This window comes from Chryseobacterium sp. JUb7 (assembly GCF_024806495.1).
In the GTDB taxonomy this organism is placed as follows: domain Bacteria; phylum Bacteroidota; class Bacteroidia; order Flavobacteriales; family Weeksellaceae; genus Chryseobacterium.
Genome location: NZ_JANUFF010000001.1, coordinates 318,975 through 343,734, shown reverse-complemented (window position 1 = coordinate 343,734; position 24,760 = coordinate 318,975). Strand labels below are relative to the sequence as shown.

The following is a 24,760-nucleotide window of genomic DNA, read 5'->3' as shown; positions in this document are numbered from 1 at the left end:
AATACGAACCTCTTTTTTTAATATGTATTATTCAATCCTCCATCCAGAGGAATATTGGTTCCGGTAAGATAAGCAGCATATTCTGAAGCTAAAAAAGCGACCAAATGGCCATATTCTTCAGGTTTACCCAATCTTTTCATAGGAATTTTATCTTCTCTTCCTTTTTTTATTTCTTCCGCAGATTGATTGCTTTGTTCTGCTTCGTGATCAATCAGTTTTTTGATTCGTTCAGTATCAAAATATCCGGTGAGAACATTGTTCACCGTAATATTATGCTGTGCAACTTCATTGGCTAAGGTTTTTGCCCATGCTGCCACGGCAGAGCGAATAGAATTTGACAGCACTAAATTGTTAATCGGTGATTTTACCGACAGAGAAGAGACATTGATAATCCGCCCGTGATTTTGTCTGATCATATAAGGTAACGCCAAATTTGTGGTTTCACAAACAGTCTTAAAGACCAGATCAAAAGCCTTCTGATAATCATCCACATTCTTTTCTAATGCAACTCCGGGCTCAGGACCATTAGTATTATTGACAAGAATATCAATTGAATTGTTTTTAAAATACCCCGAAATAATGCCTCTGTACTTTTCAAAATCAGAAAAATCAGCTACCAGATATTGATGTATCTGTTTTTCGTTCATAACAGGTAAGGAAGCCACAAAGCTTTTTAATTTTTCTTCATTTCGAGCCATGACGGTGACATTTGCCCCACATTTCGCCAGTTCCAGAGCAATTCCGGCTCCGATTCCTTGGGTAGCAGCTCCTACCAGTGCATTTTTTGATATCAGTTGAATATTCATGAATGTATCTTTTCTAATTAATCTTATTAGATAAATGTACAAAAAAGTGCTTGAATTCAATGAAAAACAGAAATATTAAAACATTGTGTAGTTGGTGAATCGCTAAGGCGCAAAGTATAACTAAAAAACGTTTTAAGGCGCAAGGATTTTTTTATGAGTTGTTTATTTTATTCATCAAACAAAGGTTTTATTTGTTTGAATTTTATTTTTTAACGCAAAGATTTTATTGCATACTTTTGATTTTTAGGAGGCAAAGGCAAATAAAATTTGCTTCGCAAAGCTTGAAAATATAGCTTCACCAAATCAACTTGGTTGATTCTTCTTTGCTCACTTAAATAAATCATTCTTTAAAATAAAACTTTGCGTCAAAAAAACAGCTAAATTATTTAATAATCTTTTTATCAAAAGTCAATACAAATTAACAACATAATGATTAGAAATATTTACGCCTTGTGATTTTTCAACAAAAAAAATGAATTAAATACTCGAAAATAGATAATTTGTACAAATCTCTTTTTATAAAAATAAGTACCTTTGCTAATCTTAAAAAAGCATTCTTTTTCTGATTGATTTCATTAATCTGATAATTAATCATTAACAATTTGAAATCAATCAAAATTCAAGAATTCTATAATTAAATTTGAAGTAAATTTTTACCATGCAGATGAGCGCTTCCAACGGTATTTCGCGTACTGTAATCTGGCTAATGGCCATTATTTCCGGACTTGTAGTTGCCAACAATTATTATAATCAACCTTTATTAGGTCTTATTTCGAAAGATTTAAACGTTTCTGAAAGTGCAGCCAGCAGAATTTCTATGCTTACTCAGATAGGATATGCGATTGGGTTATTGATGATTGTTCCATTGGGAGATAAATTTTTCCGCAAAAGATTAATTCTCATCGATCTGTTTTTAGTCTTTGGTTCATTATTGTGGATGACATTTGCCACTCAATTATGGATGTTATACGCAGCTAGTTTACTGATAGGAGTGACGTCTGTAATTCCTCAGTTATTCATTCCTATCGCCGCTGAATTATCTTCTGACAAAGAAAAATCATCCAATATCGGAACCGTCATGTCCGGATTGTTACTGGGTATTCTTTTATCAAGATTTATAGGCGGAATTGTAGGAGATGTCTGGGGATGGAGAGCTATGTTTGGTATTGCTGCCGGGATTATGATTCTGGTGTGGTTTGCCGTTTACAAAATGCTGCCTGAAATGCAGCCTAATTTCAAAGGAACCTATAGAGAGCTGATGCGCTCTGTAGCCCATTTAGCAAAGACGCAGCCTATTTTACAACTCGCTTCATTCCGTGGAGCAATGGCTTTCGGATCGATGTGTGCTTTATTTACAACCTTGGTTTTCCATATGGAAAAACCGCCATTTAATGCCGGAGCATCAGTTGTAGGAAGTTTTGGACTGGCTGGTGCAGTGGGTGCTTTAGCTGCAGCAAAAGTAGGAAAGCTTCAAAAATTCTTGGATATCAACCGAATTATTTTCTATTCTTTACTGGTTGTTTTGGGAAGCTGGGCGTTTACGTATTTTGCAGGAGAAACGTATTGGGGACTGATTGTGGGAGTTATTCTTGTTGATTTAGGAGTACAGTCGAGTCATATTATGAATCAGACCAATTATTTTTTAATAAAATCTAATGCCGTTAACAGACTGAATACCGTATATATGGTTTGTTATTTCATCGGCGGATCATTAGGAACATGGCTGGCTTCTGTTGCATGGCAGTATGCGCAATGGGATGGTGTATGTTTCGTAGGTGCAGCCTTTGGTTTATTGGCTCTGATCGCTCATTTACTGTTCTGCAATAAAGTGAATAAAAGAGACGCTGGAAACTAGATTTCAGATATCATACTTATTATAACCGTTAATATTTTAAAATACCAGGTGAATTGTATATTTACCTGGTATTTTTTTATTGTTAATCAGCGTTAGAAATTTCAACTTCGAGCATCTGTTCCTGTATCAATTTTTTATGTTTTTTCCCCCAACCTTCAAGTTGCCTCCAGATAGGAATCAGTTCTCTGGCTATGTCCGTCAATTCATAATCTACCCGTGGCGGAACCTGAGCATAAACGGTTCTTTTCAGCAAGCCTTCTTTTTCCATTTCTCTTAACTGAAGGGTAAGCATTCTCTCAGTAATCCCTTCGATACGGTCTCTGAGTTCACTGAAACGTAATTTCCCGTCTTCAAGCTTGCATAAGATCAATAATTTCCATCTTCCGCCGATTTTACAAACCGCATACGTCAGATCACATTCTGTAATATATTGTGCATTAATGCTGTTCGTTGAATTTTCCTTTTTCTTTGCCATTACTTACAAATTTGTTAGTACCATACAATTGACTGTGTACAGTGCAAATTTAGGGTTTGTATTTTAATTTTGCAGGATTAAAATTTTATAATACTAACAGATTTAAAGAATGAAGAAATTCGCATATATCGGATGTTTAGGCTTTCTTGCCGTTATCACAACAGAATTCGGAGTTATTGGTATTCTGCCGCAGATCGCAGAACATTATCATATCAGCATCGACAAAGCCGGATATTTATTAAGTGCCTTTGCGTTGATCATTGCGCTTACAGGACCTTTTATGACGTTATTAATGTCCGGGTTTGACCGTAAAAAAGTGATGTTTGCTGCCATATTTATGTTTTTAATTACAGGAGTTGTTTCCTCATTTTCACCCCCTTTCTGGCTTCTGATGCTGGTGAGAATACTGCCTGCTTTTTTACAGCCTGTTTATATTGCGAGCGCCTTATCAGTTGCAGTCTCCAAAGCCGATAAAAAACATAGCAATGAGCTCATGGGAATTGTATTCAGCGGCGTTGCCCTGGCTATGGTAACTACCGTTCCTTTTGCAACGTGGCTTTCGAGTATCTGGTCTTGGGAATCATCTTTTATCGTTCAGTCGGTTGTCAGCGTTATTGCTTTGGCAGGTATTTATTTTTTACTGCCTTCAATGCCGGTCAAGGAGAAAAAATCGTACGGAAGTCAGCTTAAAATATTGGTACAGCCTACCTTTATCATCAGTACTCTTATGAACTTTTTCATGATCACCGCTTGGTTTTCCACCTACAGCTATTTTGCTGATTATCTGAATAAGGCAAAAGGAATGGATGGTACAATGATCAGCTATATGCTTTTTCTGTTTGGGATCATCGGTGTTTTTGCCAACTGGATCTCAGGTAAAATGTTAAATAAAAATATTGCAGGCACCACTGCTTTTTTCCTTTCCGGAACTATTTTAGTGCCTGTATTGCTTTATTTTTCAAATGGAAATTTAGTGGCCACCATTGTAGTGATCGGGATCTGGGGTTTTCTTTATTCTCCGAGTTTTCTTAATGCTTCTACCTATATGATTTCGTCTGTACCGCAGTCACTGGAGTTTGCCAACAGTCTGGCTACTTCATTCGGTAATTTAGGCGTAACCCTCGGGACTACCGTTGGCGGATGGATGATCATCACAAAAGGCGTTGAATACAACCCATGGATCGGTTTGGTTTTCGGAATTCTGGCCTTTATCATGATGGGAGTCAGAAGCATGCTGGAACGCAGGGAAAAATCAGTCGTTCTCTGTGGGGAATAAAGCTTGATATATTTGGCTGCCATAATCAGATATATTAACTTTGATTCACTTAAATAATGGTGAAATCTTTACAGGAGATTGATTAATAGATTAAAATAAGAAACAAATGAAAGTAGAAATCTGGTCGGATGTGATGTGTCCGTTTTGTTATATAGGGAAAAATAATTTTGAGCAGGCACTCAATAAGCTGCCTTTCAAAGATCAGATAGAAGTAGAGTGGAAGAGTTTTCAGCTTGACCCCTCTCTTGATCCTTCAAAAACTCAGAATACCATTGAATATTTTAAAGAAAAAAAAGGATTTCCTGATGCTCAGGCTCAACAAATGATCGGGCAGGTAGCGCAGATGGGAAAAGGCGCAGGAATCGATTTTAATTTTGAAAAAGCTTTAATTACCAATACGTTTGCCGCACATAAGCTCCTTCATTTAGCAAAAAAACACAATAAATCTAACGAAATGGAAGAGGCTCTTTTTATTGCTCATTTCATTGACGGAAAAAATGTAGGAGATTCTGAAACACTGATTTCTATAGCTGATTCTTTAGGTATTGATAAAGAAGAAACCGAAAAAATATTAACTTCTAATGAGTTTAATGATGATGTTAATAAAGATATTACGGATGCAAGAGCACACGGTGTAACAGGAGTTCCTTTTTTTATTTTAAACGGAAAATATGCGGTATCGGGAGCTCAGCCTGCTGAACTTTTTGAAAATGCACTTCAGCAGACTTACAACGAGACAGTTTCGCCGCTAAAAGATCTTTCAAATGGTGAAAATGCTTGTGATGCAGACGGATGTAGTATTTAATAAGATGAGCTCATGATAAAAATAAACGAAGAACTTAATTTTCCTGTTGATGATACGCTTTTTGTATTTGCACTTGATTCTGAAGCCGGGAAAGTATTTAATGATAAAAATAAGCTGATCACAGGCATCGGTAAGGTGAATGCAGCAATGGAATTATCGAAAGAAATCCATTCCAGAAAACCAAAATTGATTGTTAATCTTGGATCAGCTGGCAGTAAAGGTTTCAGTAAAGGAGATGTGGTATGCTGTACAAAATTTGTCCAGAGAGATATGGATGTTCGCGGGCTTGGATTTGAGCTGTATGAAACCCCTTTATCAGGAGTGCCCGTTGTCTTGGAGTACGGCTTAAAAATGGAAAACATCAAAGAAGGAATCTGCGGCAGCGGTGACAGCTTTGAAATGAACCATTCTGAAACAGTCTATAATATTGTGGATATGGAAGCCTATCCGCTGGCCTTAATTGCGATGAAAGAAAATATTCCTTTTCTGTGCTTAAAATACATTTCCGATGATGCCGGAAGTGATGCAGCAGACGATTGGGCTGTACAGGTACATTTGGCTTCTGAAGCTTTTAAAAAGATATTATTTTCTTAAACGAAAGACGTACATGGCATCAATTATTATTAACAAAGCCAGGATAGAAGATCTTGAAGTTATACAAAATGTTGGCAGACAAACTTTTTCGGAAACTTTTTCAGAAAATAATACTGAAGAAGCTATGAAAGAATATCTGGAAAGAAGCTTTGCAACAGAAAAGATAAAAAATGAGCTCCATAATCCGGATTCTTATTTTTTTATTGCCTGGGAAGAAGATAATCCCGTAGGATATCTGAAATTAAACTCCGGAAATGCACAAACAGAGCCTCAGGATGAAACAGCTCTGGAAATTGAAAGAATTTATGTAAAAAGAAGCCATCACGGCAAAAAGATAGGACAGATTTTATATGATAAAGCCCTTGAAACGGCTAAGAATATGAATAAAACCTACCTTTGGCTGGGAGTTTGGGAAGAAAATCACAGAGCCTTACAATTTTACAGAAAAAATGGTTTTGAAGAGTTTGACAAACATATTTTCCGGTTGGGAAATGACGAGCAGACCGATTTAATGATGAAGAAAGTTTTAGATTAAAATATTTCCGGTTGAAAGAATTTTTAGAACAAATTAATCATTATTATTCTTTATCAGCAGAAACTGTTTCTGCTCTGGAGAATATTTGTAGTGAAGAAAAATACGCTAAAAATAAATTATTACTGCAGGCAGGAATGATGGCCAGATATTATTATTTCATACAATCCGGGTTGATAGGGTATTATACTGTTGATGAACAGGGAAATCAGGTTTATAAAATTTTCTTTGAAGAAAATAGTTTTGTAGCTTCCACTTCCGCCATTATACAGGATAAACCCAGTGATTTTAATATCATTGCTCTGGAAAACTGTTCTGTTATAAAATATCCTGTTAAAGCATTTCGGGAGCTGCTCAATAAGCATCATGATCTCGCATTGTTTCAGATTCATTATCTGGAGAAAAACTGGGTGGTAAAAAAAGAACCTCTGGAGATATCATTGAAGTATGAAACCGCCAAACAGCGGTATTTATCATTATTGGAAAACAAATCTTTATATAAGCGGCTGAAACAGCATCATATTGCCTCTTATTTAGGAATAACTCCAACGCAGCTGAGCCGTATAAAAAAAGAAATACATTAACAAAAGCTTCAACATATGTTGAGGCTTTTCTGTTTTTTTTAGGACAATTTTGCAAGGTTAATAAAACAGTTAATCTTATGAAAAATTTAATAAGTATTGTATGTCTGGTCGCTTGTTTTAGTCATTTTTCTTCGCAGAAAATTATTCGTCAGGATATATTCAGTCCAAAGATGAATAAGAAGATCAAGACCATTATTATTACCCCGGATTTACAGCCCGATGTAACATACAAATCTGTTTATATCCTGCATGGTTACAGTAGAAATCCCGAAAGAACATTACAAAAGGATATTCCGGATCTGGTACTTAAAGCTCAGGAATATCAGACAATTTATATTCTTCCTGATGGAAATTACAATTCATGGTATGTTGACAGTCCTATAAAGAAGGATTCTCAATATCAGACTTTTATTGGTGAAGAACTGGTTGGTTTTATTAATAGAAATTACCCTGTAAAAACAGAAAAAAAGTTCCGCGGAATTTTGGGATGGAGTATGGGAGGTTACGGAGCAACCAATATCGGCGTGACTTATCGGAAAATATTTGGAGTTGTAGGGAGTTCTTGCGGAGCCTTAGACTTTCGTTCTTTCGGGAAAGAATATACAAATTATCAAGTAGATAAAGTCTTGGGTTCTTTTCCGGATTTGGATGTTAATTTTCTGACAGATAGTAAAATAGAACTTATGAAAACCGCCAGTCAATATTATATTTTTGATTGCGGAACTGAAGATGATCAAATGATCACACAAAACAGGAAATTTCATGATCAGCTTACCCATGCTAAAATCGGGCATCTGTACATAGAGTCTCCAGGGAAACATGATCCAGAGTACTGGAGTCAGTCATTATCCAATCAGCTAAGCTTATTTGAACGATATTTTAAAAAATAAAAAAGCAGCTTTATATAAAATTTATATAAAGCTGTTTTACAAATGATTATAATGAAAAAATTAAATCCTTTTTAATTTAAACTGTTTGTTTTTTAATAAACCTAATGTCACCAGACCTACTGCCAGCTCTATCAATGCACTTCCCCAGTATATACTTTTAATTCCAAAATAATACGGAAGAATAAGCATTAATGGAATATAAAGAATAAGCTGCCGGAGAAACACCAGAAAGCTAGCCTTTTTACTGTCGTTTACTGCAGGATAATAGGAAAGGGCTAATACGGTAACCGGCAATAAAGGAAGTACCGAGAAAAATAATCTGAAGTCTCTGATCTGATCAGCATTTACAGCATATCCAGGAAGCATTAGGCCAATCAATTGTTGCGGAAAAAATAAAGCGATAAAGAAAAACGGAAATAAAACAGCAACTCCTGCCAGAATATATGTTTTTAAAAATGTCCTTGCCCGTTCATAATTTCCAGCTCCGAAATTAATTCCCACAACAGGCTGTAAACCACGCATTAAACCAAATAAAGGAGTCAGTAAAAACAAAAAAAATCTATTTAAAACCGTGAAGAAAGAAATATCATTTTCTGTTCCGTAGCGGGCAATCGCATTAAAAATAATAATACTCTGAACAACACCCATCACAGATAAAATCATTTCCGGAAGTCCCAGTTTCAGTATTTTCTGTCCAATTTCAGGATTAAATGAAATGGATTTCCAATGGGCTTTAAACGAACTTTTTCCTTTGGCATAATACAGAATACCGAGTGCAGAATAAATAATCATTCCGCAATTGGTTGCCCAGGCTGCTCCCGCAACGCCCATTCCTAAAGTTGAAATAAAAATGGGTTTCAGAATAATATCGATAACCAGACCCACAGCAATCATCATTGCAGCGGTTTTCATTTTCCCTTCCGCACGGATTAACATATTGAGTGCTAAACCGTAAATCCAGAACACCGTACCTATTAACGTGGCTCTGAAATAATCAACGGCAATGGTTTGTAATTCTCCTTTTGCTCCCATCATTGCCATTAATTCATGAGCAAAGATATAGGCCGGAATTGTACAAATCAAAGAGAAAAAAATACATAGAAAGTTGAAGCTTCCAAATAAATTATACAGATTATTTTTTTCATTTTTACCAATCCACATACTCACAGCAGCTCCGGCTCCGGTTCCGACTAATCTTCCGAATCCCAATACAATCTGAGATAGAGGATAAGCCATTCCAACAGCTGCCAGGGCTTTTGTATTGATCAAATACCCAACGAAAATAGCATCAAGGAAATTATTGATTCCATATAAAACAATCGCCGCAACGGCAGGCCATGAAGTTTCCCACATGACCTTCTTCAAATCACCTGTTAAGATGAATGTTTTGCGGTCCATACTTCCGAAGTATTAAATTGTTGAAAGGCAATTCGTTTTTCTACTTTATAGATTTCTTTTCTAGCGATAGAATTAATAATGATTGCATTTCTGTAAGCACCCATCCCTAAATCTGGTGTCACAAAACCATGGGTATGAAGTTCCGCGTTCTGCACAAAAAGAGTTTCTTTGTGATCAATAGTGTAATAGCGGCTTACATCAAACAGGCCGTCTTCCGTTCTTTGGATCAAATTCTCAATTCCCTGCAAAAATTTAGGTTCTTTGTACTTATATCCTGTTGCCAGAATGACATAATCTGAAATATTTGTAAAAGTAACTTCATCCTGTACATGTGTGAAATTCAACAGGTAGGAGTTTCCTTCAGGATAAATGCTGTCGAGCTGGCAGCTGGGTTTCAGTTCCACATACAACGGAGTATTTCCAACGCTCATTTCGTACAGCGTATCGAAAATCTCGTTAATTAAATCAAAATTAATTCCTTTATAAAGCGGAGGCTGTTTTGCCAGTAAATTTTTACGTTTCTCAGAGGGCATCTGGTAAAAATGATCAACATATTCCGGAGAAGTCAGTTCCAGTGTTAATTTTGAATATTCCATCGGGAAAAAACGGTCCGGACGTGTAAACCAGTTCATTTTAAATGTCATTTTTGTTTCCGGAAGCAGATCCTGAAAAATTTCTGCTGCACTTTGTCCTGAGCCAATAATAGAAACAGAATTTGAGCTTAGAATATCCTCTTTATGGGTAAGATATTCCGAAGTATGAATGATATTGGGGTAGTTTTTTCCTTCCATAAATTTAGGAAGATTCGGCTGGGTTCCTGTTCCTAAAGCCAGTTTTTTAGTATAATATTTTGCAACATCATTATTTTTCAGGTCTAAAACTTCGATAATGTAAACTTCCTGAGTTTCATCAAACGTAATATGTTCAACTTTTTTTCCGAAAAGACAATTCTGCAGTTGATTTGCAACCCACTGACAATACTGATTATATTCTTTTCTTAAAATATAAAAACTCTCCCTGATATAAAATTTATACAAACGGTCGGTTTCCTTTAAAAAATTGAGAAAGCTGAATTCACTTTTAGGATCAGCCATTGTTACCAAATCAGCCATAAAAGGGACCTGTAAAGTGGCGTTGTCAAGCATCAGCCCGGGATGCCAGTCGAAACCGTCTGCCTGATCTAAAAAAAGAGAATCGATAGATTCCACAGGCTGCAAAAGTGCTGCTAATCCAAGGTTAAAAGGACCTATGCCGATCCCGATGATATCGTATATTTTGTTGTTTTCCAATGTTTTTGTTTTTTGAATTAATCTGAATAAAGAAAGATCCTTCGACAGGCTCAGGATGACACCGCTAATACTATCTGTATGATCTTCAGTGTCAGGCTGAGCCCGTCGAAGCCTCTTTCATAAAAAAGCTTATATTAATCACTTCCAATCATGATGACATTATTAATGCCTGCTGTTATTAACAGTGTCAGTCCGAGCCCGTCGAAGACTCTTTCATAAAAAAGTTTATATTAAATATTTTCACTTCCAATCATGATTTATTAATACCTGCTGTTATCAACAATGTCAGGCTGAGCCAGTCGAAGCCTATTTAAATATTAAAAAATGATCATTAAATACTTTTGGCTTCCAGTCTGCTTTCAGGGCATTTTTCCCAATATCCTTCGCGGGTACAGAAAGTTAGATAAGCCGTTTTATGTGGCATTTCGATCACGCCTTCACGGGTATATCCCAATTTTGTAATAATTCTGTCGGTCGGAACGGCGTCAACAGAAGCTTCGCCGATACATTTTCCAACTTCTGGAAGCATGAAAATATAATCTAAAGCAACCTGGAAAGACTGGAAAGAAAACTTTTTGTCTTTTTGCGTTTCAGCTACGAAAAAATGAGTTCCATAATCCGTTGGAAGTGATTCGTAATAAGCTCCTACAATATCCCTCATCGGCCAGTAAGGCTCAAAGCTAAATTGTGGAATATCATTTACATAACCGATAAAACTGTGCTGCTCATCACTTGGAAGAATTGTTCTGAACCAAAGTTCAAGATCTCTTTTCGGACCATCCATTTTCCAGAAAGGTTTGGCATGTTCCATATTGAACCATTCATGGATCATTTCAAAATCATTTTCAATATCAAAAGGACGGATGCTTATGTTTACATTTTCTTCTTCAAAGTACCTTGAATAAACAATTTCTTTAGTTTCAGGTTTAATTAATTTATTTGAAAAAAAGTATTTATTCAGTGGATTCGGGGTATCCAGGAAAACAGCAGGATATTCAAGGTTTTCATCTGCTTCATTGATGTTTTGAAGGCTTGTGATTAAATTTCCTTTCGTATACCAGTTTCTTTTATTGGTAATATAGCTTACCAATCCTGTTTCGTCTTCATTTTCAAGTTCTTTGAATGCTTTGTAAACCAGATTGATTAATTTTTTTTCATTTGCCAATTGATGGCAACCTAAGGCATTAACGACCCCTAAAATATTATTTGTCACCAAGTAATAAGTATATTTCGGAGCCAGAGATTCTTCATCAATAATCGACTGGCTTTCATCCGCTATTCCCGGAAGTGCATTGGAAACCAGATCTTTTCTGCCTTCCCTGAAGAAAAATCCTTGATTATCTCTGAAATAAATTTTCGCCGGAAAACCTTTCTTGTCAAGCTCTATCATTACGTTTTGCTGATGAAATTCGCATGCAAGTCCATATTTATTTAAAATGCCAACAATAGGTCTTACACAAATGTGAAGATATTGTTTAAACCAATCCAAAGCGACCTGCTCAACAGATAAATCCAAGTTTTTGGCTGCATTGCCGATGATATTCTGTAGTCTCGATGGTTGTCCTAAAATACCGTCCTGACAAAGAGCTGCAAGTAAGGTTACATTTTTGTTTTTATTCTCACCGTAGAACGGATTTCTTCTGATGCTTATATTAAAGCCATTGATAATTTTATCATTAAATTTTACCGCTATAAAAGCAGGATCCACCATAAAATCAATCTCCGGGAAATCATTTTGCAAATTTTTCCCCCAATCGGTTTTTAATAACTGACTGATATCATGACCACGATGTAACTCAGGATATAAATTGATTCTTTCGGAATTCGTAATTTTCACATGCAGAGAAAACTTAAACATCCATTTATTACTGTCACTGTAAACAGTTCTCACAGAAGAAGTAGGAGTGAAGTACTCTCCGTAATGTCCCAGTGCAAAAAGGATTCCCTGCTCCTGCATGATCTGAACATTTTCCTGGGTCAGCAAATATTCAGCTTCCCAAGGGTGCATCGGAACAATCTGATAATCCGGAAATTTATCCCATAATTGTTTATGCTCAGCATCTAAGAGCGGATAAATTTTTTCGCCTAATTTTTTAGAAACAGGCTCACCGTCTGCATTTTTTTCAATAATATTTTCAGGATTAATTAAGAAATAAAACAGTTGAAACTGTCCTGAAGTTTCAGGAGAATAGGTCAGTAAGTCCTGTTGATTAAAACCTTGCTTAGACTTTGGAACCGGATGCAAAATATGCCCTAAAACAAGGGATTGCTCTGCTTCGATAAAAGACATTTCCAAGTCATTGACAGATTTATTATTTTCAACCAGATGATTTAGATAGGTTGAGAGATTTTCAATGCTGTTGTTCAGTCTTTTCATAACGGTGGAAGCGTCAATATCCTGATAGATATTTTTCGAATACTCGGCCGTTAATGCCATAAAACCGTAAATATCAACCTCAGAAACTTCATCCGTTTCCAAGACTCTCCTTAAAACCGGAAAATCAAAAAGGTGTCTTCCGCTTTCGGAAAAATAAGCAACAGGCACATATACATCGCACCCAATTGATGAAAAATCGATTCTGATGTGAAGATTGGTGGGTGTTTTTCTTAAGCTTTTTGCAATTGCAATATCGTATTTCGGAATTCCCAGATAACGGCTCCAGTTGGTAAATTCTTTCATATAGCAGTTAATCAGTGCTGTGTAGTTGATTTTTTCTGCGTATTCCTGTATGTTAATTGACTTCAATGTATTCATTTCCGTATTGTTTAATGATGTTTAAAATAGTTTGGATATCTTCGATGGTTGTTAAAGGATTCAGAATGGTGAATTTTAAATAAAACTGTCCGTTCACTTTTGTTCCTGCAACCAAAGCATTTCCGTGTTTATAAAGCTGAGATTTGATGTAAGTATTGATTCTGTTTAAATCAAAAGTTTTGAAAGGATCTGCCGAATATCTGAAAACCAAAGCCGAAATATCAGAGCGGTTTAATAGTTCGAAATGGGGATCATTTTCAAGTAAAGTTACTGTCTGACGAGCGGTGTGAATAATTCTTTCGATATAATTTCCAAGTCCTTTTTTTCCGATAATTCGTAATGTAAACCAAAGTTTTAACGCATCAAACCTTCTGGTGGTCTGAATTGATTTATTAACCTGATTTGGAATCTGGTTTTCATCGTGATCTTTCGGGTTTAAATAATCTGCGTAATGGGTAATTAAAGAGAAATAATTTCTGTCCTTTACCAAAAATCCACTGCTGCTTACGGGCTGAAAAAAAGATTTATGATAATCAACCGTCACAGAATCTGCATCTTCAATTCCATTGATCAGATGACGGTATTTTTCTGTCAGAAGCAATCCGCAACCATAGGCTGCATCTACATGAAACCACATCTGATACTTCTTTGCAATCGTTGAAATATTGGTTAAAGGATCAATATTTCCAAAGTCTGTCGTTCCTGCAGTCGCTACAACGGCAATGGGAATATTTCCGTTTTCGATTTCTTTTTGAATAGCATCTTCCAATAAAATACTGTTCATTTTGAAAGAACGGTCGGTTTTAACCTTCACTACAGCCTGCTCGCCCAATCCTAAAATCGAAGCGCTTTTCTGAATACTGAAATGGGCCATCTCTGAAACAAAAATTCTGAAACGATGGGCATTTTCCGGTAATCCGTTTTTCTTGATATTATGATTAAAATGTTTAATTGAAAAATGATCTCTGGCCAGAAGCATACCCATCAGGTTACTTTGAGATCCGCCACTTGTAAAAATTCCGTCAGAGTTTTTTCCGTAGCCGATTTCACTGCAGGTCCATTCAATTAATTTTTGCTCCATCAAGGTTCCTCCTGCACTTTGATCCCAGGTATCGAGGGAGGAATTGATTGAGCTGATCAGCATTTCTGCAGCCACTGCAGGAATAACAACCGGACAATTGAGATGGGCAACATATTTTGGATGATGAAAGGCAATCGCGTGCTGTGTATAAAGTGTTCTGACTTCTTCGAAAACCTCTTCATAATTCTGTGGTCGATCATTAAGATTGATGTTTTCAAACTGTTTTCTCAAGTCTTTAGGGGAAATTCCACTGAAAGGTTGATGGTTGTCTTCAAGAAATGCAATCACACTTTCCTGTGCTTTCTGCATCACATTTTGATATTCGTGAATATTAATATCACAGAATAAATTCTCCAGATTTGGGAAAAGGAGTTCCCTTTCCGAAACCGCATGTTCGGTAATAAACGTGTTCATAAAATACTGGATTTTTTGTGTTTCTTTTTACTTTTTAGATATTATTGGCGAAAACTTTTCGTCAGTTCGAGTAAAATTCTGCAATAATTTATATCGAGAACTTTTCTTTAATTTTAACCATTAAGGCTTTTTACAAGAATAATTTCAATTAAGATTAATCTAAAGTAAAAAGCAATCTTAACGGTTTCAAAATTTAAATCTAGTATAAAACTTCTCGATACGATTTTTTCAAAATCTACTCGAAGTGACGAAATGTTTCAATTTTTTATTTTAAATAATTAATAAGTTATGGTGTACCCTACAGAAAATGTAGTTCCCCGCCCTTGATAAGCAAAGGCTTTTTGAGGTGCTCCGTAGAAAAATACAGAGCGTTGTCCCCAAATAGTCGTGTATTGTTTGTTAAAGATATTCTGTACTCCGAAATTAATGGTTCCTTTGTTCAATTTAACATCTCCCACTAAATCGAATAGGGTATATCCCGAGATTTTCATATCTGCCAAATCAGTATAATTCATAGAATTCTGCATTTGAAGTCTTAATGAAAACTGTTTGGCGTTCCAGCCTGTATACACCATAAATTTTGATGGATTGGTGGTGTAAACCGATTGATTTTGCCAGCCTTTATCTACTGTTTCGGTTTCAGATTCCATTAATAAAACATTTCCTCCCAATTCTAATCCCTGAGCGAATCTATAGCCTAAAGCCCCTTCAAAACCGTAGTTTCTTAATTTTTGATCTAATAAAGAAATGGTAAAAGCTGCGTTGTCAATTTTTAATGTTTTATTGGAAAGCGCATAAAATACTGATCCCTGAGCATAGAATCCTGAATCAGAAGTCCTGTTATGTCTGAAACCCAATTCCATCTGATCTGTTTTGATTCCACTTAAAGGCTGTTCTGCGATATTCATGCTGTTTAGCAAATTCCATCGGTTGTTATCCAGTTGATATTTCCCGAAACCATACGACTTTGCGGCATCAGGAACCGCAAATCCCTGAGAAAAATTGAACCATGTCTGCCAGGACGGAGTAAATTTATAAAGCAAACTCGCGTTTAACAGGGTAACATCGTAATTATTTTTCCCGCCTGTTACAGCATCTGCAGAATTTCCGTATCCGAAGTGCATATACACCTGTTCTTTAAACCCAACGAAATCATCCAGTTTGACATTGATAAACTGCTGACGCACACCTCCTGAAAGAGTTAATTTATCAGTAATATTCCAATCTGCCTGAATAAAACCGGCAAGTGTAGAAGTTTTCGTGTCCGGATATCTTCCTACAAAAGTATCTGTACGATTTATCAGTCCCCCTGATTCAGCACTGATCTGAGGATTAAAAATAGCCTGATCGCCTGTGAAATTTTCAAGATCACCATCTATTCCATAGGTAAAATTGAAGGAATTCCATTTTTTATTTAAGACCAGTTTTGCTCCGTACGCATTCGTATTTCCTCTTGCCGAAGAAAGGAAAACGGGAAGCACAATTCCTGCAGGAGGTTTAGGAACTTCTGCGAAAGAGGCCCCAAAATCCACTTCTTCACGCCTCCCGTATGCCTGTAAAATAAGGTTTTGTCCGCCCCAGATATTTCGCGCATTGTACTGAAGATTGGCCATAAAACGTTCTGTTCTTGGAACAACATCCGAATCTGCACCGTCTAAAACATTGATTAAGTCTGGATTTTTTGTTGTGAATCCTACAAAATTCTGTCCAAACGAAAGCCATTTTTTATTTCTGACTTTTGAATTATAATACTGTAAATCAACATTTAAATCTTGATTTGTAGCTAATTTTGCGCTGATTCCACCTAATAGATCAATCGATCGGTTATATTGAAAGTCTGCCTGCTTCACATCGGTAATAATCTGATTTCCCTTGGCATCAAAAGCGCCTTCATTTTGAGTAAAAGCAGCTCCCAGTCTGAATTTCACTTTATCATTTCCGCCTTCGATGGATTGGGCAATTCTTTTATCTAAATCATCTTTGTGAAACCCTGACTTTAAGCCCACCGATGTTTCAAAAGCCAACTTATTGGACTTCGGTTTTTTTGTGATGATATTGATGATTCCTCCTGTAGAATCTCCTCCGTAAATGGAAGAAGCACCTGACAGAACCTCGATTCTTCCGATATTAAAAGGATCAATGGCATCAAATTGCCGGCTTGTCGCTCTGGTACTGTTCAGAGAAATCCCATTGATCATCACCAGAACATTTCTGCCACGCATATTTTGGGCATAATTGGTTCGCCCCTGATTTCCAAAGTCAAACCCCGGAATCATATTTCCCAACACTTCTTTCAATCCTGCGCCCCCTCTGATCTGGCTCTGAAGTTCCTGATCACTGATGACCCAAACTGTTCCCGGAATATCGCTGATCTGCTTCGGAGAACGTGAAGAAACCATAATAATTTCACTGATACGGTTTGTTTTGGTACTGTCCTGTTCAGTCTGAGCGGATAGAGTAGATGCTAAAGATGTCAGCATTAAAATTGAAAGTGCATATTGCTTTTTCATTTATTTAGAATAATTAAAAATAATGAGTTCAAATATAAATGAATCTTTAAATAAATCTCATCATGATTTTTATCATATAAGTCAATTTAAAGTGAATTTAACGATAATTAACCCTTTGTTAATAAGCAAATGCAATCGATTAACCTATTACTGTTAATAAAAAAAGGCTGTCTCAAATTGATAAAATCAAGTTGGGATAGTTCATGAAAATTAACAAAAAAATAACACTGACGGATTAATTTCAGGATCAAAAAGAAGAAAAAAATCGCTTTGGAAATCCCCAAAAATGAAAGTAAGCCTGGTTATTTTATCTTTTTCACAAAAAATATATCGATTTAAATCATGATTGAAAAACAAAAAAATCCTCTTTGTAAACAGAGGATTAAGTAATTTTATGTGAGTTGTTATTTTAATCTTCAACATGCTTATTTCGAGCCGCTTTCATGCCGAAATAAAACATTAAAATCACAGAAAAGCTCAAAAAATAAAAAGAACATTTCCATGAAATATCCCAATCGTGCAATTTTCCAAAAACGGGAGGTCCGAATGCCGCGATCATATAGCCGACCGACTGTGCCATCCCTGAAATTTTAATCGCGTGTGCCGTTGATTTCGTTCTCAAAGAAAAGAACAATATAGAAAGGCTGAAAGATAAGCCGTTGGAAAGTCCTATCAGTATTGCATTAAAATAAATCCAGTGTGCGCCCATCCAGGCAAACATTAAAGTACTGATCAGCATTAATGCACAAATAAAAACGACCATTAATTTCTGATTTTTCATTTTACTGGCAATAATCGGACAACAGAAAGTCACCGGGATCATCGTCATCTGAATAACAAAAAGAACCCATCCCGTATCAGTATTCTGCATATGAAAATCCGTAAGTACAGCAGGAAGCCAGGTTACCAGACAATAATAAAACAATGACTGCAAGCCCATAAAAGCACTGATGTTCCAGGCCTGAGCAGATTTAAACATATTAAAATTTGATACTGCCTCTACAGCATTGATCTGGACAGAAGCTCTCTTTTTATTAAATATTATTTCAATAACGATCACAATAAAAGCCAGTAAAGCAATCACCAGCCAGATCCCTAATGACCCCCGCCATCCGTAACCAGACCATTTACTGATGCTGACACTGAATCCGGATGCCAAAGCTGCTGTAAGATTCATGGCAACAGCAAAAATACCGGTCATCAAACCTATTTGTTTTGGGAAATTACTTTTTACATATCCCGGAGTAATAACATTCCCGATACAAATCCCCAATCCGATAAAAACTGATCCTAAAAATAACGTGTACACTGATCCCAGAACGCGTAAAAACAGTCCGAAACTTAAAATAATAACCGAATAAAGAAGAAACCGATTGATACTTACTTTATTTGAAAACCGGCTCACCAGTACCGAACAGCTAGCAAACATAAACAACGGAATAGACGTCAGTAGGCTGCTTTGAAAATTATCAAGTCCTAAAGCTTCCCGTATATCACTTAAAACAGGCGCTACGGAAATAATGGGCGACCGCAGGTTACAGGAGACTAAAATGACAACCAATATATTGATGATCAATAAAATATAAGGAGTTTTTTTCTTCGATTCGTCCTTTATCATAACTTGAAATTATTTTTCAAGCAAAATTAAGCTTGTTAATTTATTTAATTTTGACAAAAATTTAATCTGAAACGACAAAATAATAGATTTGGAAAAGACTTATTTTAAAATAAGGATCCCCAAAAAAGATTGGGGATTCTCACATTTAATCTATGATTTCAAATAAAAATAATGTTTTCTGTATATACTAGAATTGAGACTGAATTTTAATCTTTTAATTATTAAAGATTTACATAGTTTAAATTTACAAAAACAAGCAATACAAATCACGAATATTTGATTTATTTTCAAATGTTTATTTTTTTGAAAATAAACAGGGCATGCTGAAGTTAAAAAATTCATGCTTATTGGCTTATTTTTTGAATTTCATGCTTTAAATACATTATATGATATCCGTTTTTCTATTAAAAATCGATTGGAAAGAATTGCTGATGGGACATGAAGAATGGTCATTCATTCTGGAAATCATTTTGCGTACGGCAATTATGTTTTTAGCCATTATTATTGGGCTGAGAATTTTAGGAAAAAGAGGAGTAAAGCAGCTTTCAATTTTCGAGCTGGTAGTTATCATTGGTCTGGGTTCGGCTGCAGGAGACCCCATGTTTAATAAAGATGTGGGAATTGTTTCGTCTATTATTGTTTTTATTGTAATCATTCTTTTATATACAATAGTAACGTATTGTATCGGTAAGAGTAAAGTATTTGAAAAACTGGTAGAGGGAAAATCAATTTGTCTGGTAGAAGAAGGGGAGTTTTCAATAGACAATTTTAAAAAAGAAAATCTTGGGAGTGATGAGTTTTTTGCAGAATTAAGATTGAAAGGTGTTTCACATTTAGGCCAAATAGAAAAAGCAATAGAGGAGATTTCCGGAGAAATAAGTGTATTTTTTTATGAAAATGAAAATGTAAAATACGGACTGCCTATTATGCCGGACTCCTTAACCAATGCCTCAAAATATATCGATAATAACGGATATTATTCATGTACGTTTTGTGGACATACTGAGGAAAAAAAGACAGGAAAAGCCGATAAATGCAGAAAGTGTAACAAAGAAGAATGGATTCCCGCAAGCAATAAAAAAAGGGTTACATAAAAAATGAAAAAGGCTCCCGAAGGAGCCTAAAAAAACACAAATGATGAAAAAAAATTATTTCGATCCGCAAATATAACAAATTATCATTATGTAAAACATAATACATGATAATAATTTATAAAATCAATATAATAAATGTTTAATTTGCTTCAGTTTTTAGCGCAAAAATGCGGATAATATATCCGCATCGTTTTTTATTGTATTGGTTATTCTTATCCCGCGTTTATACTTCTCGAAGAAGTAAAAAGCCCCAAAGCAATTAATCCTAAACAGCCTATGGCTGCATATTTTAATGCTTTTTGAACGTTTTGAGGTTCCGGGTCAGTGTCAGATTCAATATTCCTTTCTGAAGAATCGTATATCCTGTTTTTCTCAGGGTCATTATTCTTTAAAAAGCCTACTACCGAAGAAACATTTCGGAGAATAGCAGGAAAAATGCCATAAGAGGTTACGACTTTCTTTCCAGAAATTTCGGGTATATCTTTCGTCGTTTTCATACTTAAAAAGCAGCAAAATTCAGACCGTAACAACTATTGTTTATAAAATTGATTATTCTTGAACAGAATGGAAATTAGAAAAAATAATATTTTTTAGCTGAAAATATAAAAATTATCATCGCTTTTTTATGAAGAAATATGAAAATAAAAACCAGAAATCTATATTTTTCAAAAAAATATTCAGATTAGTAAACTTTATAAATAGATTACCTTTAAAAAATATTTCAAATTGTATTTTTAATAAAAAAATATCTCAATTTTAAGTTACTTTAAGTTCATTTAATATTTTTTAACAGAAATTATATTTATATTTTTGTGGTATCAAATCTTAACAATATGAAGAAAATTTTATTACCCATTTCCGTTTTTTTGGGAATGTATGCCTTTGCACAGGAAAATAATACACCGGTAACTGATACTGTAAAGGCCTGGAGTATTCAGGGACAAAATACGCTGATGCTTAATCAGGCTGCTTTTTCCAACTGGGTTGGCGGTGGAGCCAATAATGTTGGCTGGCTTGCGGGAGTCAATTATAATATGACTTATGAAAAAGGAAAAGACCTGTGGGAAAATATTATCATTCTAGGTTACGGACAAAACAATACCAAAGGAGTAGGAACCAGAAAAACACAGGATGTTATTAATGTTTCCACCAATTATGGTAGAGAATTTGTGAAGCATTGGTATATTTCCGGTGGTGTAGGGCTACAGACGCAGTTTGCTCCCGGATATGAGGACGGGAACAATCCTGAAGCCAAAAAAATATCAAACTTTATGGCTCCCGGCTATCTTAATGCAGGAGTAGGTGTTACTTATCGACCTCATGATAAACTTACGGTTACCTTACGACCAGCCAATGCCAGAGTAACATTTGTACTGGATGATGAACTTCAGTACGCAGGAAGTTACGGTTTAAAAAATGACGGCGATTCTTCTTTATTCCAGTTTGGTTTTCTGGGAACTGCCATGTATAAGCTTAAAATTATGGATAATATTACCCTTACCAATACAGGGTCAGTATTTTCTAATTATCTGGATCATCCCGAAAGACTAGTCCTAGCCTATGGTGGAATTTTAAATATGAAGATCAATAAATTTATTTCCACCAACATCACTCTGGATCTTTTGTATGATCATAACCAGATCCGCAGAACTCAGCTTAAACAGACTCTCGGAGTAGGTTTTGCCTACAATATTGACAACGGAAACAAGCGATCTGAGAATAAACATAATCAATCCTGGCTGAAAAAATAATGATATAACCCGTTGTGCATTTTGCGAAATTTTGGGATTAGATTCGTCGGGTTGAGTGTTTTTTGTAACAAAGTGAAGAAAAAATAGATCAAGAAAAGATTCATCTTCAAAATGACAAACTTCTCGATACGATTTTTTTTCAAAAATCTACTCGAAGTAACGAAAACAAATTAAAATACATAACGGGTTGAAATAGACTGATTTTTAAAACTAGTCTATTTTTATCAGTTTATATTTCGATATTCCATAGGAGACATACCGACTTTTTTCTTGAAGAGTCTCGTAAAATGCTGTGGATATTTAAAACCTAAATTATAGGCAATCTCACTGATGGAAAGATCAATATCAAAAATTTTGTCCTTCGCTATGTTGATCACGGCAGACTGAATATATTCCTGAGGCGATATTCCGGTTTCTTTTTTTATTAAATCTCCAAAATAATTGGCCGACAAGCTCATTTCTTCTGCACACCACGCAACAGAAGGCAATCCGATGGTCTGAGGTTTATCTGAAGAAAAATATTCACTTAAAAGGTTTTCAAAACGTACCAATATATCTTTATTGACATTATCTCTTGTAATAAACTGACGATCGTAAAAGCGGGTGCAATAATTCAGAAACAATTCTAAATTAGAAGCGATCAGGGTTTTGCTGTGCTTATCAACATTCTGTTTCAGCTCTTCCTGAATTTTTTCAAAACAGTCCATCACAATCTGTCGCTCCTTCTCCGAAAGATGGAGTGCTTCGTGAGATTCATAAGAAAAGAAAGAATATTCCTGGATGTGTTTTCCAAGCAGAGTCCCCTTGATCAGGTCAGCATGGAAAATAAGACCCCATCCTTTCGGTTCAAACTTTGTAACATTCGGCTGTACACCGACTACTTGCCCCGGAGAGATAAAAACAAGTGTCCCTTCCTGATAATCATAATAATTTCTGCCATATTTCAATTCGCCACATTTCAGCTCTTTCAAAAAAACAGCATAAACTCCAAAATTCAATGTCTGAGCAGGCATTGCTTTCGCTTTAGACATATCAATAATACTGATTAAAGGATGTAACGTTTCCACTCCACGCAATTTATTATAAATGTCTACACTGTCTATTTTTGCAATCTTTTCCATTATCTGCCAATTTACAATCACAAAGTTACACATTATAAGGTGCTGAAAATCATGATCAAATCCGGATCTGTAATTTTGGTAACAAATACAGTAATCTGTATAAACCCATCCTTATTTTATCTTCTGAAATTTGCAGTGTGAGAATGAGTAAGATGTTATCATATGAACTTTAATTTACTTTACAGATTACACATGGCTCCGATTCATCATAAAAAATTTAAATATGAAAACAAGAATATTAGGAAATCAGGGATTAGAAGTTTCAGAATTAGGATTGGGATGTATGGGATTGACCTTTGGATATGGTCCTGCCACAGATGAAAAAGAAGCTGTTAACTTAATCAGAAATGCTTACGATTCAGGAATCACGTTTTTTGATACTGCCGAAGCTTATAGTCAGGGCGGAAATGAATCGCTGGTGGGAAAAGCAGTGCAGCCATTCCGCGATAAAGTGGTTATTGCTACAAAATTCGGGTTTCAGGATGGTGATGCTACTAAAGGTTTAGACAGCCGTCCGGAAAGAATTCGTCAGGTTGCAGAAAATTCATTGCGGTTTTTACAAACTGATTATATTGATTTATTTTATCAGCACAGAGTAGACCCCAATGTTCCGATTGAAGATGTTGCCGGAACTATTCAGGATCTGATCAAAGAAGGAAAAATAAGACATTGGGGATTATCTGAAGCTGGTGTTGAAACGATCAGAAAAGCTCACGCTATCCACCCGGTTGCCGCTTTACAAAGTGAATACTCTTTGTTTTACCGTGAGCCTGAAAAAGAAATCATTCCTGCTCTGGAAGAACTGGGAATTGGTTTTGTGCCATTCAGCCCACTGGGAAAAGGTTTTTTAACTGGCTCTATTAATGATCAGACAAAATTTGACAAAGATGACTTCAGAAACATTGTTCCAAGATTTTCAGAAGAAAACAGAAAGGCCAATCAGGCATTGGTAGACCTGCTTCAGGATATTGCGCAGATTAAGGAAGCAACTCCGGCTCAAATTGCACTTGCCTGGTTACTGGCTCAGAAACCTTTTATTGCCCCTATTCCGGGAACTACTAAAATCCACCGTCTGCAGGAAAACATCGGAGCCACAAATATCGAACTGACTCAGGAAGATTTGCTTCAAATAGAAGAAATGGCTTCGAAGATAACAATTTTAGGAGCAAGATATCCACAGCATCTTCAGGAAAGAGTAGGAAAATAAAATTTTAAATGAAAAAAATACTTATTATGGGGGCCACCGGGAGCCTTGCCCAATATGTGATCGAAGCGGTAAAACCTTTAGAAAACATACAGCTCACTTTATTTGTGAGAAACAAAAACAGGCTTTCAAAAGACCTTTCAGATCGTTGTGAAGTGATTGAAGGTGATGCCCTGAATTATAAAGAAGTGAAAAATGCCGTAAAAAATCAGGATATTGTGTATATAAATCTCGATGGAGATCTTCAGATCATGGGAAATAATATTGTAAAAGCGATGCGGGAAGAAAAAGTGAAGCGTATCATCGCCATCAGCTCGATCGGAATTTATACTGTCCCGTTGAGACCTGTGCTGGTTCCTTACCGAAAACTGGCTGATATTATTGAAAATTCAGGACTTGACTATACTATTTTGAGGCCCGACTGGTTTACTCATGCTGATGAAATTGATTACGAAACCACAATAAAAGGAAGTCCGGAGAGCGGCTCAGCCATTTCCAGAAAAAGTATTGCTGATTTTGTGTCAAAACTGATGAATTATCCGAATTTACATGTTAATGAAAACTTAGGAATCAGCAAGCCTGTACGTGAACGGGCATAAAATAATCCTGTTTAAAATAATAAATAAATCAAAAGACTGACTTTAAAAGGTTAGTCTTTTTTAATAATATCAATAGATAAAATAAACGGATTAAACCATTAAGCCTACT

Annotated in this window: 21 protein-coding genes; 11 read left to right on the top strand and 10 right to left on the bottom strand. The window is 35.7% G+C overall.

Annotated elements, in window-relative coordinates; all coding sequences use genetic code 11:
* Positions 1–17 precede the first annotated feature (17 nt).
* Positions 18–806 (bottom strand): SDR family oxidoreductase, encoded by a 789-nt coding sequence (locus M2373_RS01590; RefSeq protein WP_259106736.1) that lies wholly within the window; start codon positions 804–806, stop codon positions 18–20.
* A 658-nt stretch (positions 807–1,464) separates the two neighbouring features.
* On the opposite strand from M2373_RS01590, the gene M2373_RS01585 reads away from it, so the two are divergent.
* Entirely contained in the window at positions 1,465–2,661 is a 1,197-nt protein-coding gene (locus tag M2373_RS01585) for an MFS transporter (RefSeq protein ID WP_259106735.1), read from the top strand.
* Between the two features lie 82 nt (positions 2,662–2,743).
* Here the strand turns inward: M2373_RS01585 and M2373_RS01580 are convergent, their stop codons facing one another.
* Entirely contained in the window at positions 2,744–3,136 is a 393-nt protein-coding gene (locus tag M2373_RS01580) for a helix-turn-helix domain-containing protein (protein ID WP_259106733.1), read from the bottom strand.
* A 109-nt stretch (positions 3,137–3,245) separates the two neighbouring features.
* Between M2373_RS01580 and M2373_RS01575 the strand changes: the two genes are divergently transcribed.
* The 6 genes from M2373_RS01575 to M2373_RS01550 all read left to right on the top strand — a co-directional run bounded on the left by M2373_RS01575 (position 3,246) and on the right by M2373_RS01550 (position 7,817).
* Positions 3,246–4,412: an MFS transporter gene (locus M2373_RS01575; RefSeq protein ID WP_259106731.1), complete on the top strand. Its 1,167-nt coding sequence runs from the start codon at positions 3,246–3,248 to the stop codon at positions 4,410–4,412.
* A gap of 106 nt (positions 4,413–4,518) precedes the next feature.
* The gene (locus M2373_RS01570) at positions 4,519–5,217 is read left to right on the top strand and encodes a DsbA family oxidoreductase (protein ID WP_259106728.1); all 699 of its coding nucleotides are present in this window, start codon (positions 4,519–4,521) and stop codon (positions 5,215–5,217) included.
* Positions 5,218–5,229: 12 nt separating this feature from the next.
* Complete coding sequence (locus tag M2373_RS01565; RefSeq protein ID WP_259106725.1) at positions 5,230–5,811, top strand: nucleosidase; 582 nt, start codon at positions 5,230–5,232, stop codon at positions 5,809–5,811.
* Between the two features lie 13 nt (positions 5,812–5,824).
* Positions 5,825–6,346, top strand: a complete 522-nt coding sequence (locus tag M2373_RS01560) for a GNAT family N-acetyltransferase (RefSeq protein WP_259106723.1) — start codon at positions 5,825–5,827, stop codon at positions 6,344–6,346.
* An 11-nt stretch (positions 6,347–6,357) separates the two neighbouring features.
* Positions 6,358–6,927 (top strand): Crp/Fnr family transcriptional regulator, encoded by a 570-nt coding sequence (locus tag M2373_RS01555; RefSeq protein WP_259106721.1) that lies wholly within the window; start codon positions 6,358–6,360, stop codon positions 6,925–6,927.
* A 77-nt stretch (positions 6,928–7,004) separates the two neighbouring features.
* Entirely contained in the window at positions 7,005–7,817 is an 813-nt protein-coding gene (locus tag M2373_RS01550; protein WP_259106720.1) for an alpha/beta hydrolase family protein, read from the top strand.
* A gap of 60 nt (positions 7,818–7,877) precedes the next feature.
* On the opposite strand, the gene M2373_RS01545 is transcribed toward M2373_RS01550, so the two are convergent.
* The 6 genes from M2373_RS01545 to M2373_RS01520 form a co-directional block, all read right to left on the bottom strand.
* On the bottom strand, positions 7,878–9,215 hold the full coding sequence (locus tag M2373_RS01545) for an MATE family efflux transporter (protein WP_259106718.1): 1,338 nt from the start codon (positions 9,213–9,215) through the stop codon (positions 7,878–7,880).
* On the bottom strand, positions 9,191–10,504 hold the full coding sequence (locus tag M2373_RS01540; RefSeq protein ID WP_259106717.1) for a lysine N(6)-hydroxylase/L-ornithine N(5)-oxygenase family protein: 1,314 nt from the start codon (positions 10,502–10,504) through the stop codon (positions 9,191–9,193). The genes M2373_RS01545 and M2373_RS01540 overlap by 25 nt, the downstream gene beginning before the upstream one ends.
* Positions 10,505–10,835: 331 nt before the next feature.
* A complete protein-coding gene (locus tag M2373_RS01535; RefSeq protein ID WP_259106715.1) occupies positions 10,836–13,259 on the bottom strand; it encodes a GNAT family N-acetyltransferase in 2,424 nt (807 codons plus the stop codon).
* Complete coding sequence (locus tag M2373_RS01530; protein ID WP_259106714.1) at positions 13,237–14,754, bottom strand: aspartate aminotransferase family protein; 1,518 nt, start codon at positions 14,752–14,754, stop codon at positions 13,237–13,239. The genes M2373_RS01535 and M2373_RS01530 overlap by 23 nt, the downstream gene beginning before the upstream one ends.
* Positions 14,755–15,032: 278 nt before the next feature.
* Positions 15,033–17,264, bottom strand: coding sequence for a TonB-dependent receptor (locus M2373_RS01525; RefSeq protein ID WP_259106713.1), 2,232 nt, complete (start codon positions 17,262–17,264; stop codon positions 15,033–15,035).
* A 409-nt stretch (positions 17,265–17,673) separates the two neighbouring features.
* Complete coding sequence (locus tag M2373_RS01520) at positions 17,674–18,882, bottom strand: MFS transporter (protein ID WP_259106711.1); 1,209 nt, start codon at positions 18,880–18,882, stop codon at positions 17,674–17,676.
* A gap of 386 nt (positions 18,883–19,268) precedes the next feature.
* On the opposite strand from M2373_RS01520, the gene M2373_RS01515 reads away from it, so the two are divergent.
* Positions 19,269–19,976 (top strand): DUF421 domain-containing protein, encoded by a 708-nt coding sequence (locus tag M2373_RS01515; RefSeq protein ID WP_259106709.1) that lies wholly within the window; start codon positions 19,269–19,271, stop codon positions 19,974–19,976.
* Positions 19,977–20,188: 212 nt separating this feature from the next.
* Here M2373_RS01515 and M2373_RS01510 read toward each other — a convergent pair whose 3' ends face one another.
* Entirely contained in the window at positions 20,189–20,473 is a 285-nt protein-coding gene (locus M2373_RS01510; protein WP_259106707.1) for a hypothetical protein, read from the bottom strand.
* Positions 20,474–20,809: 336 nt separating this feature from the next.
* Between M2373_RS01510 and M2373_RS01505 the strand changes: the two genes are divergently transcribed.
* Positions 20,810–21,727, top strand: coding sequence for a DUF3078 domain-containing protein (locus M2373_RS01505; RefSeq protein ID WP_259106705.1), 918 nt, complete (start codon positions 20,810–20,812; stop codon positions 21,725–21,727).
* A gap of 224 nt (positions 21,728–21,951) precedes the next feature.
* On the opposite strand, the gene M2373_RS01500 is transcribed toward M2373_RS01505, so the two are convergent.
* A complete protein-coding gene (locus tag M2373_RS01500) occupies positions 21,952–22,848 on the bottom strand; it encodes an AraC family transcriptional regulator (RefSeq protein WP_259106703.1) in 897 nt (298 codons plus the stop codon).
* A 223-nt stretch (positions 22,849–23,071) separates the two neighbouring features.
* Between M2373_RS01500 and M2373_RS01495 the strand changes: the two genes are divergently transcribed.
* Complete coding sequence (locus M2373_RS01495; protein ID WP_259106701.1) at positions 23,072–24,055, top strand: aldo/keto reductase; 984 nt, start codon at positions 23,072–23,074, stop codon at positions 24,053–24,055.
* Between the two features lie 8 nt (positions 24,056–24,063).
* Positions 24,064–24,651 carry an NAD(P)H-binding protein gene (locus M2373_RS01490; protein ID WP_259106699.1) on the top strand — a complete coding sequence of 196 codons (588 nt, stop codon included), beginning with the start codon at positions 24,064–24,066 and terminating at the stop codon, positions 24,649–24,651.
* Positions 24,652–24,760: the final 109 nt, after the last annotated feature.

Excerpts from the sequence above, each read along its gene's own strand:
- M2373_RS01590 (WP_259106736.1), bottom strand. The coding sequence starts at position 806 with ATGAATATTCAACTGATATCAAAAAATGCACTGGTAGGAGCTGCTACC.
- M2373_RS01585 (WP_259106735.1), top strand. The coding sequence starts at position 1,465 with ATGCAGATGAGCGCTTCCAACGGTATTTCGCGTACTGTAATCTGGCTA.
- M2373_RS01580 (WP_259106733.1), bottom strand. The coding sequence starts at position 3,136 with ATGGCAAAGAAAAAGGAAAATTCAACGAACAGCATTAATGCACAATAT.
- M2373_RS01575 (WP_259106731.1), top strand. The coding sequence starts at position 3,246 with ATGAAGAAATTCGCATATATCGGATGTTTAGGCTTTCTTGCCGTTATC.
- M2373_RS01570 (WP_259106728.1), top strand. The coding sequence starts at position 4,519 with ATGAAAGTAGAAATCTGGTCGGATGTGATGTGTCCGTTTTGTTATATA.
- M2373_RS01565 (WP_259106725.1), top strand. The coding sequence starts at position 5,230 with ATGATAAAAATAAACGAAGAACTTAATTTTCCTGTTGATGATACGCTT.
- M2373_RS01560 (WP_259106723.1), top strand. The coding sequence starts at position 5,825 with ATGGCATCAATTATTATTAACAAAGCCAGGATAGAAGATCTTGAAGTT.
- M2373_RS01550 (WP_259106720.1), top strand. The coding sequence starts at position 7,005 with ATGAAAAATTTAATAAGTATTGTATGTCTGGTCGCTTGTTTTAGTCAT.
- M2373_RS01545 (WP_259106718.1), bottom strand. The coding sequence starts at position 9,215 with ATGGACCGCAAAACATTCATCTTAACAGGTGATTTGAAGAAGGTCATG.
- M2373_RS01535 (WP_259106715.1), bottom strand. The coding sequence starts at position 13,259 with ATGAATACATTGAAGTCAATTAACATACAGGAATACGCAGAAAAAATC.
- M2373_RS01530 (WP_259106714.1), bottom strand. The coding sequence starts at position 14,754 with ATGAACACGTTTATTACCGAACATGCGGTTTCGGAAAGGGAACTCCTT.
- M2373_RS01525 (WP_259106713.1), bottom strand. The coding sequence starts at position 17,264 with ATGAAAAAGCAATATGCACTTTCAATTTTAATGCTGACATCTTTAGCA.
- M2373_RS01520 (WP_259106711.1), bottom strand. The coding sequence starts at position 18,882 with ATGATAAAGGACGAATCGAAGAAAAAAACTCCTTATATTTTATTGATC.
- M2373_RS01515 (WP_259106709.1), top strand. The coding sequence starts at position 19,269 with ATGATATCCGTTTTTCTATTAAAAATCGATTGGAAAGAATTGCTGATG.
- M2373_RS01510 (WP_259106707.1), bottom strand. The coding sequence starts at position 20,473 with ATGAAAACGACGAAAGATATACCCGAAATTTCTGGAAAGAAAGTCGTA.
- M2373_RS01505 (WP_259106705.1), top strand. The coding sequence starts at position 20,810 with ATGAAGAAAATTTTATTACCCATTTCCGTTTTTTTGGGAATGTATGCC.
- M2373_RS01500 (WP_259106703.1), bottom strand. The coding sequence starts at position 22,848 with ATGGAAAAGATTGCAAAAATAGACAGTGTAGACATTTATAATAAATTG.
- M2373_RS01495 (WP_259106701.1), top strand. The coding sequence starts at position 23,072 with ATGAAAACAAGAATATTAGGAAATCAGGGATTAGAAGTTTCAGAATTA.
- M2373_RS01490 (WP_259106699.1), top strand. The coding sequence starts at position 24,064 with ATGAAAAAAATACTTATTATGGGGGCCACCGGGAGCCTTGCCCAATAT.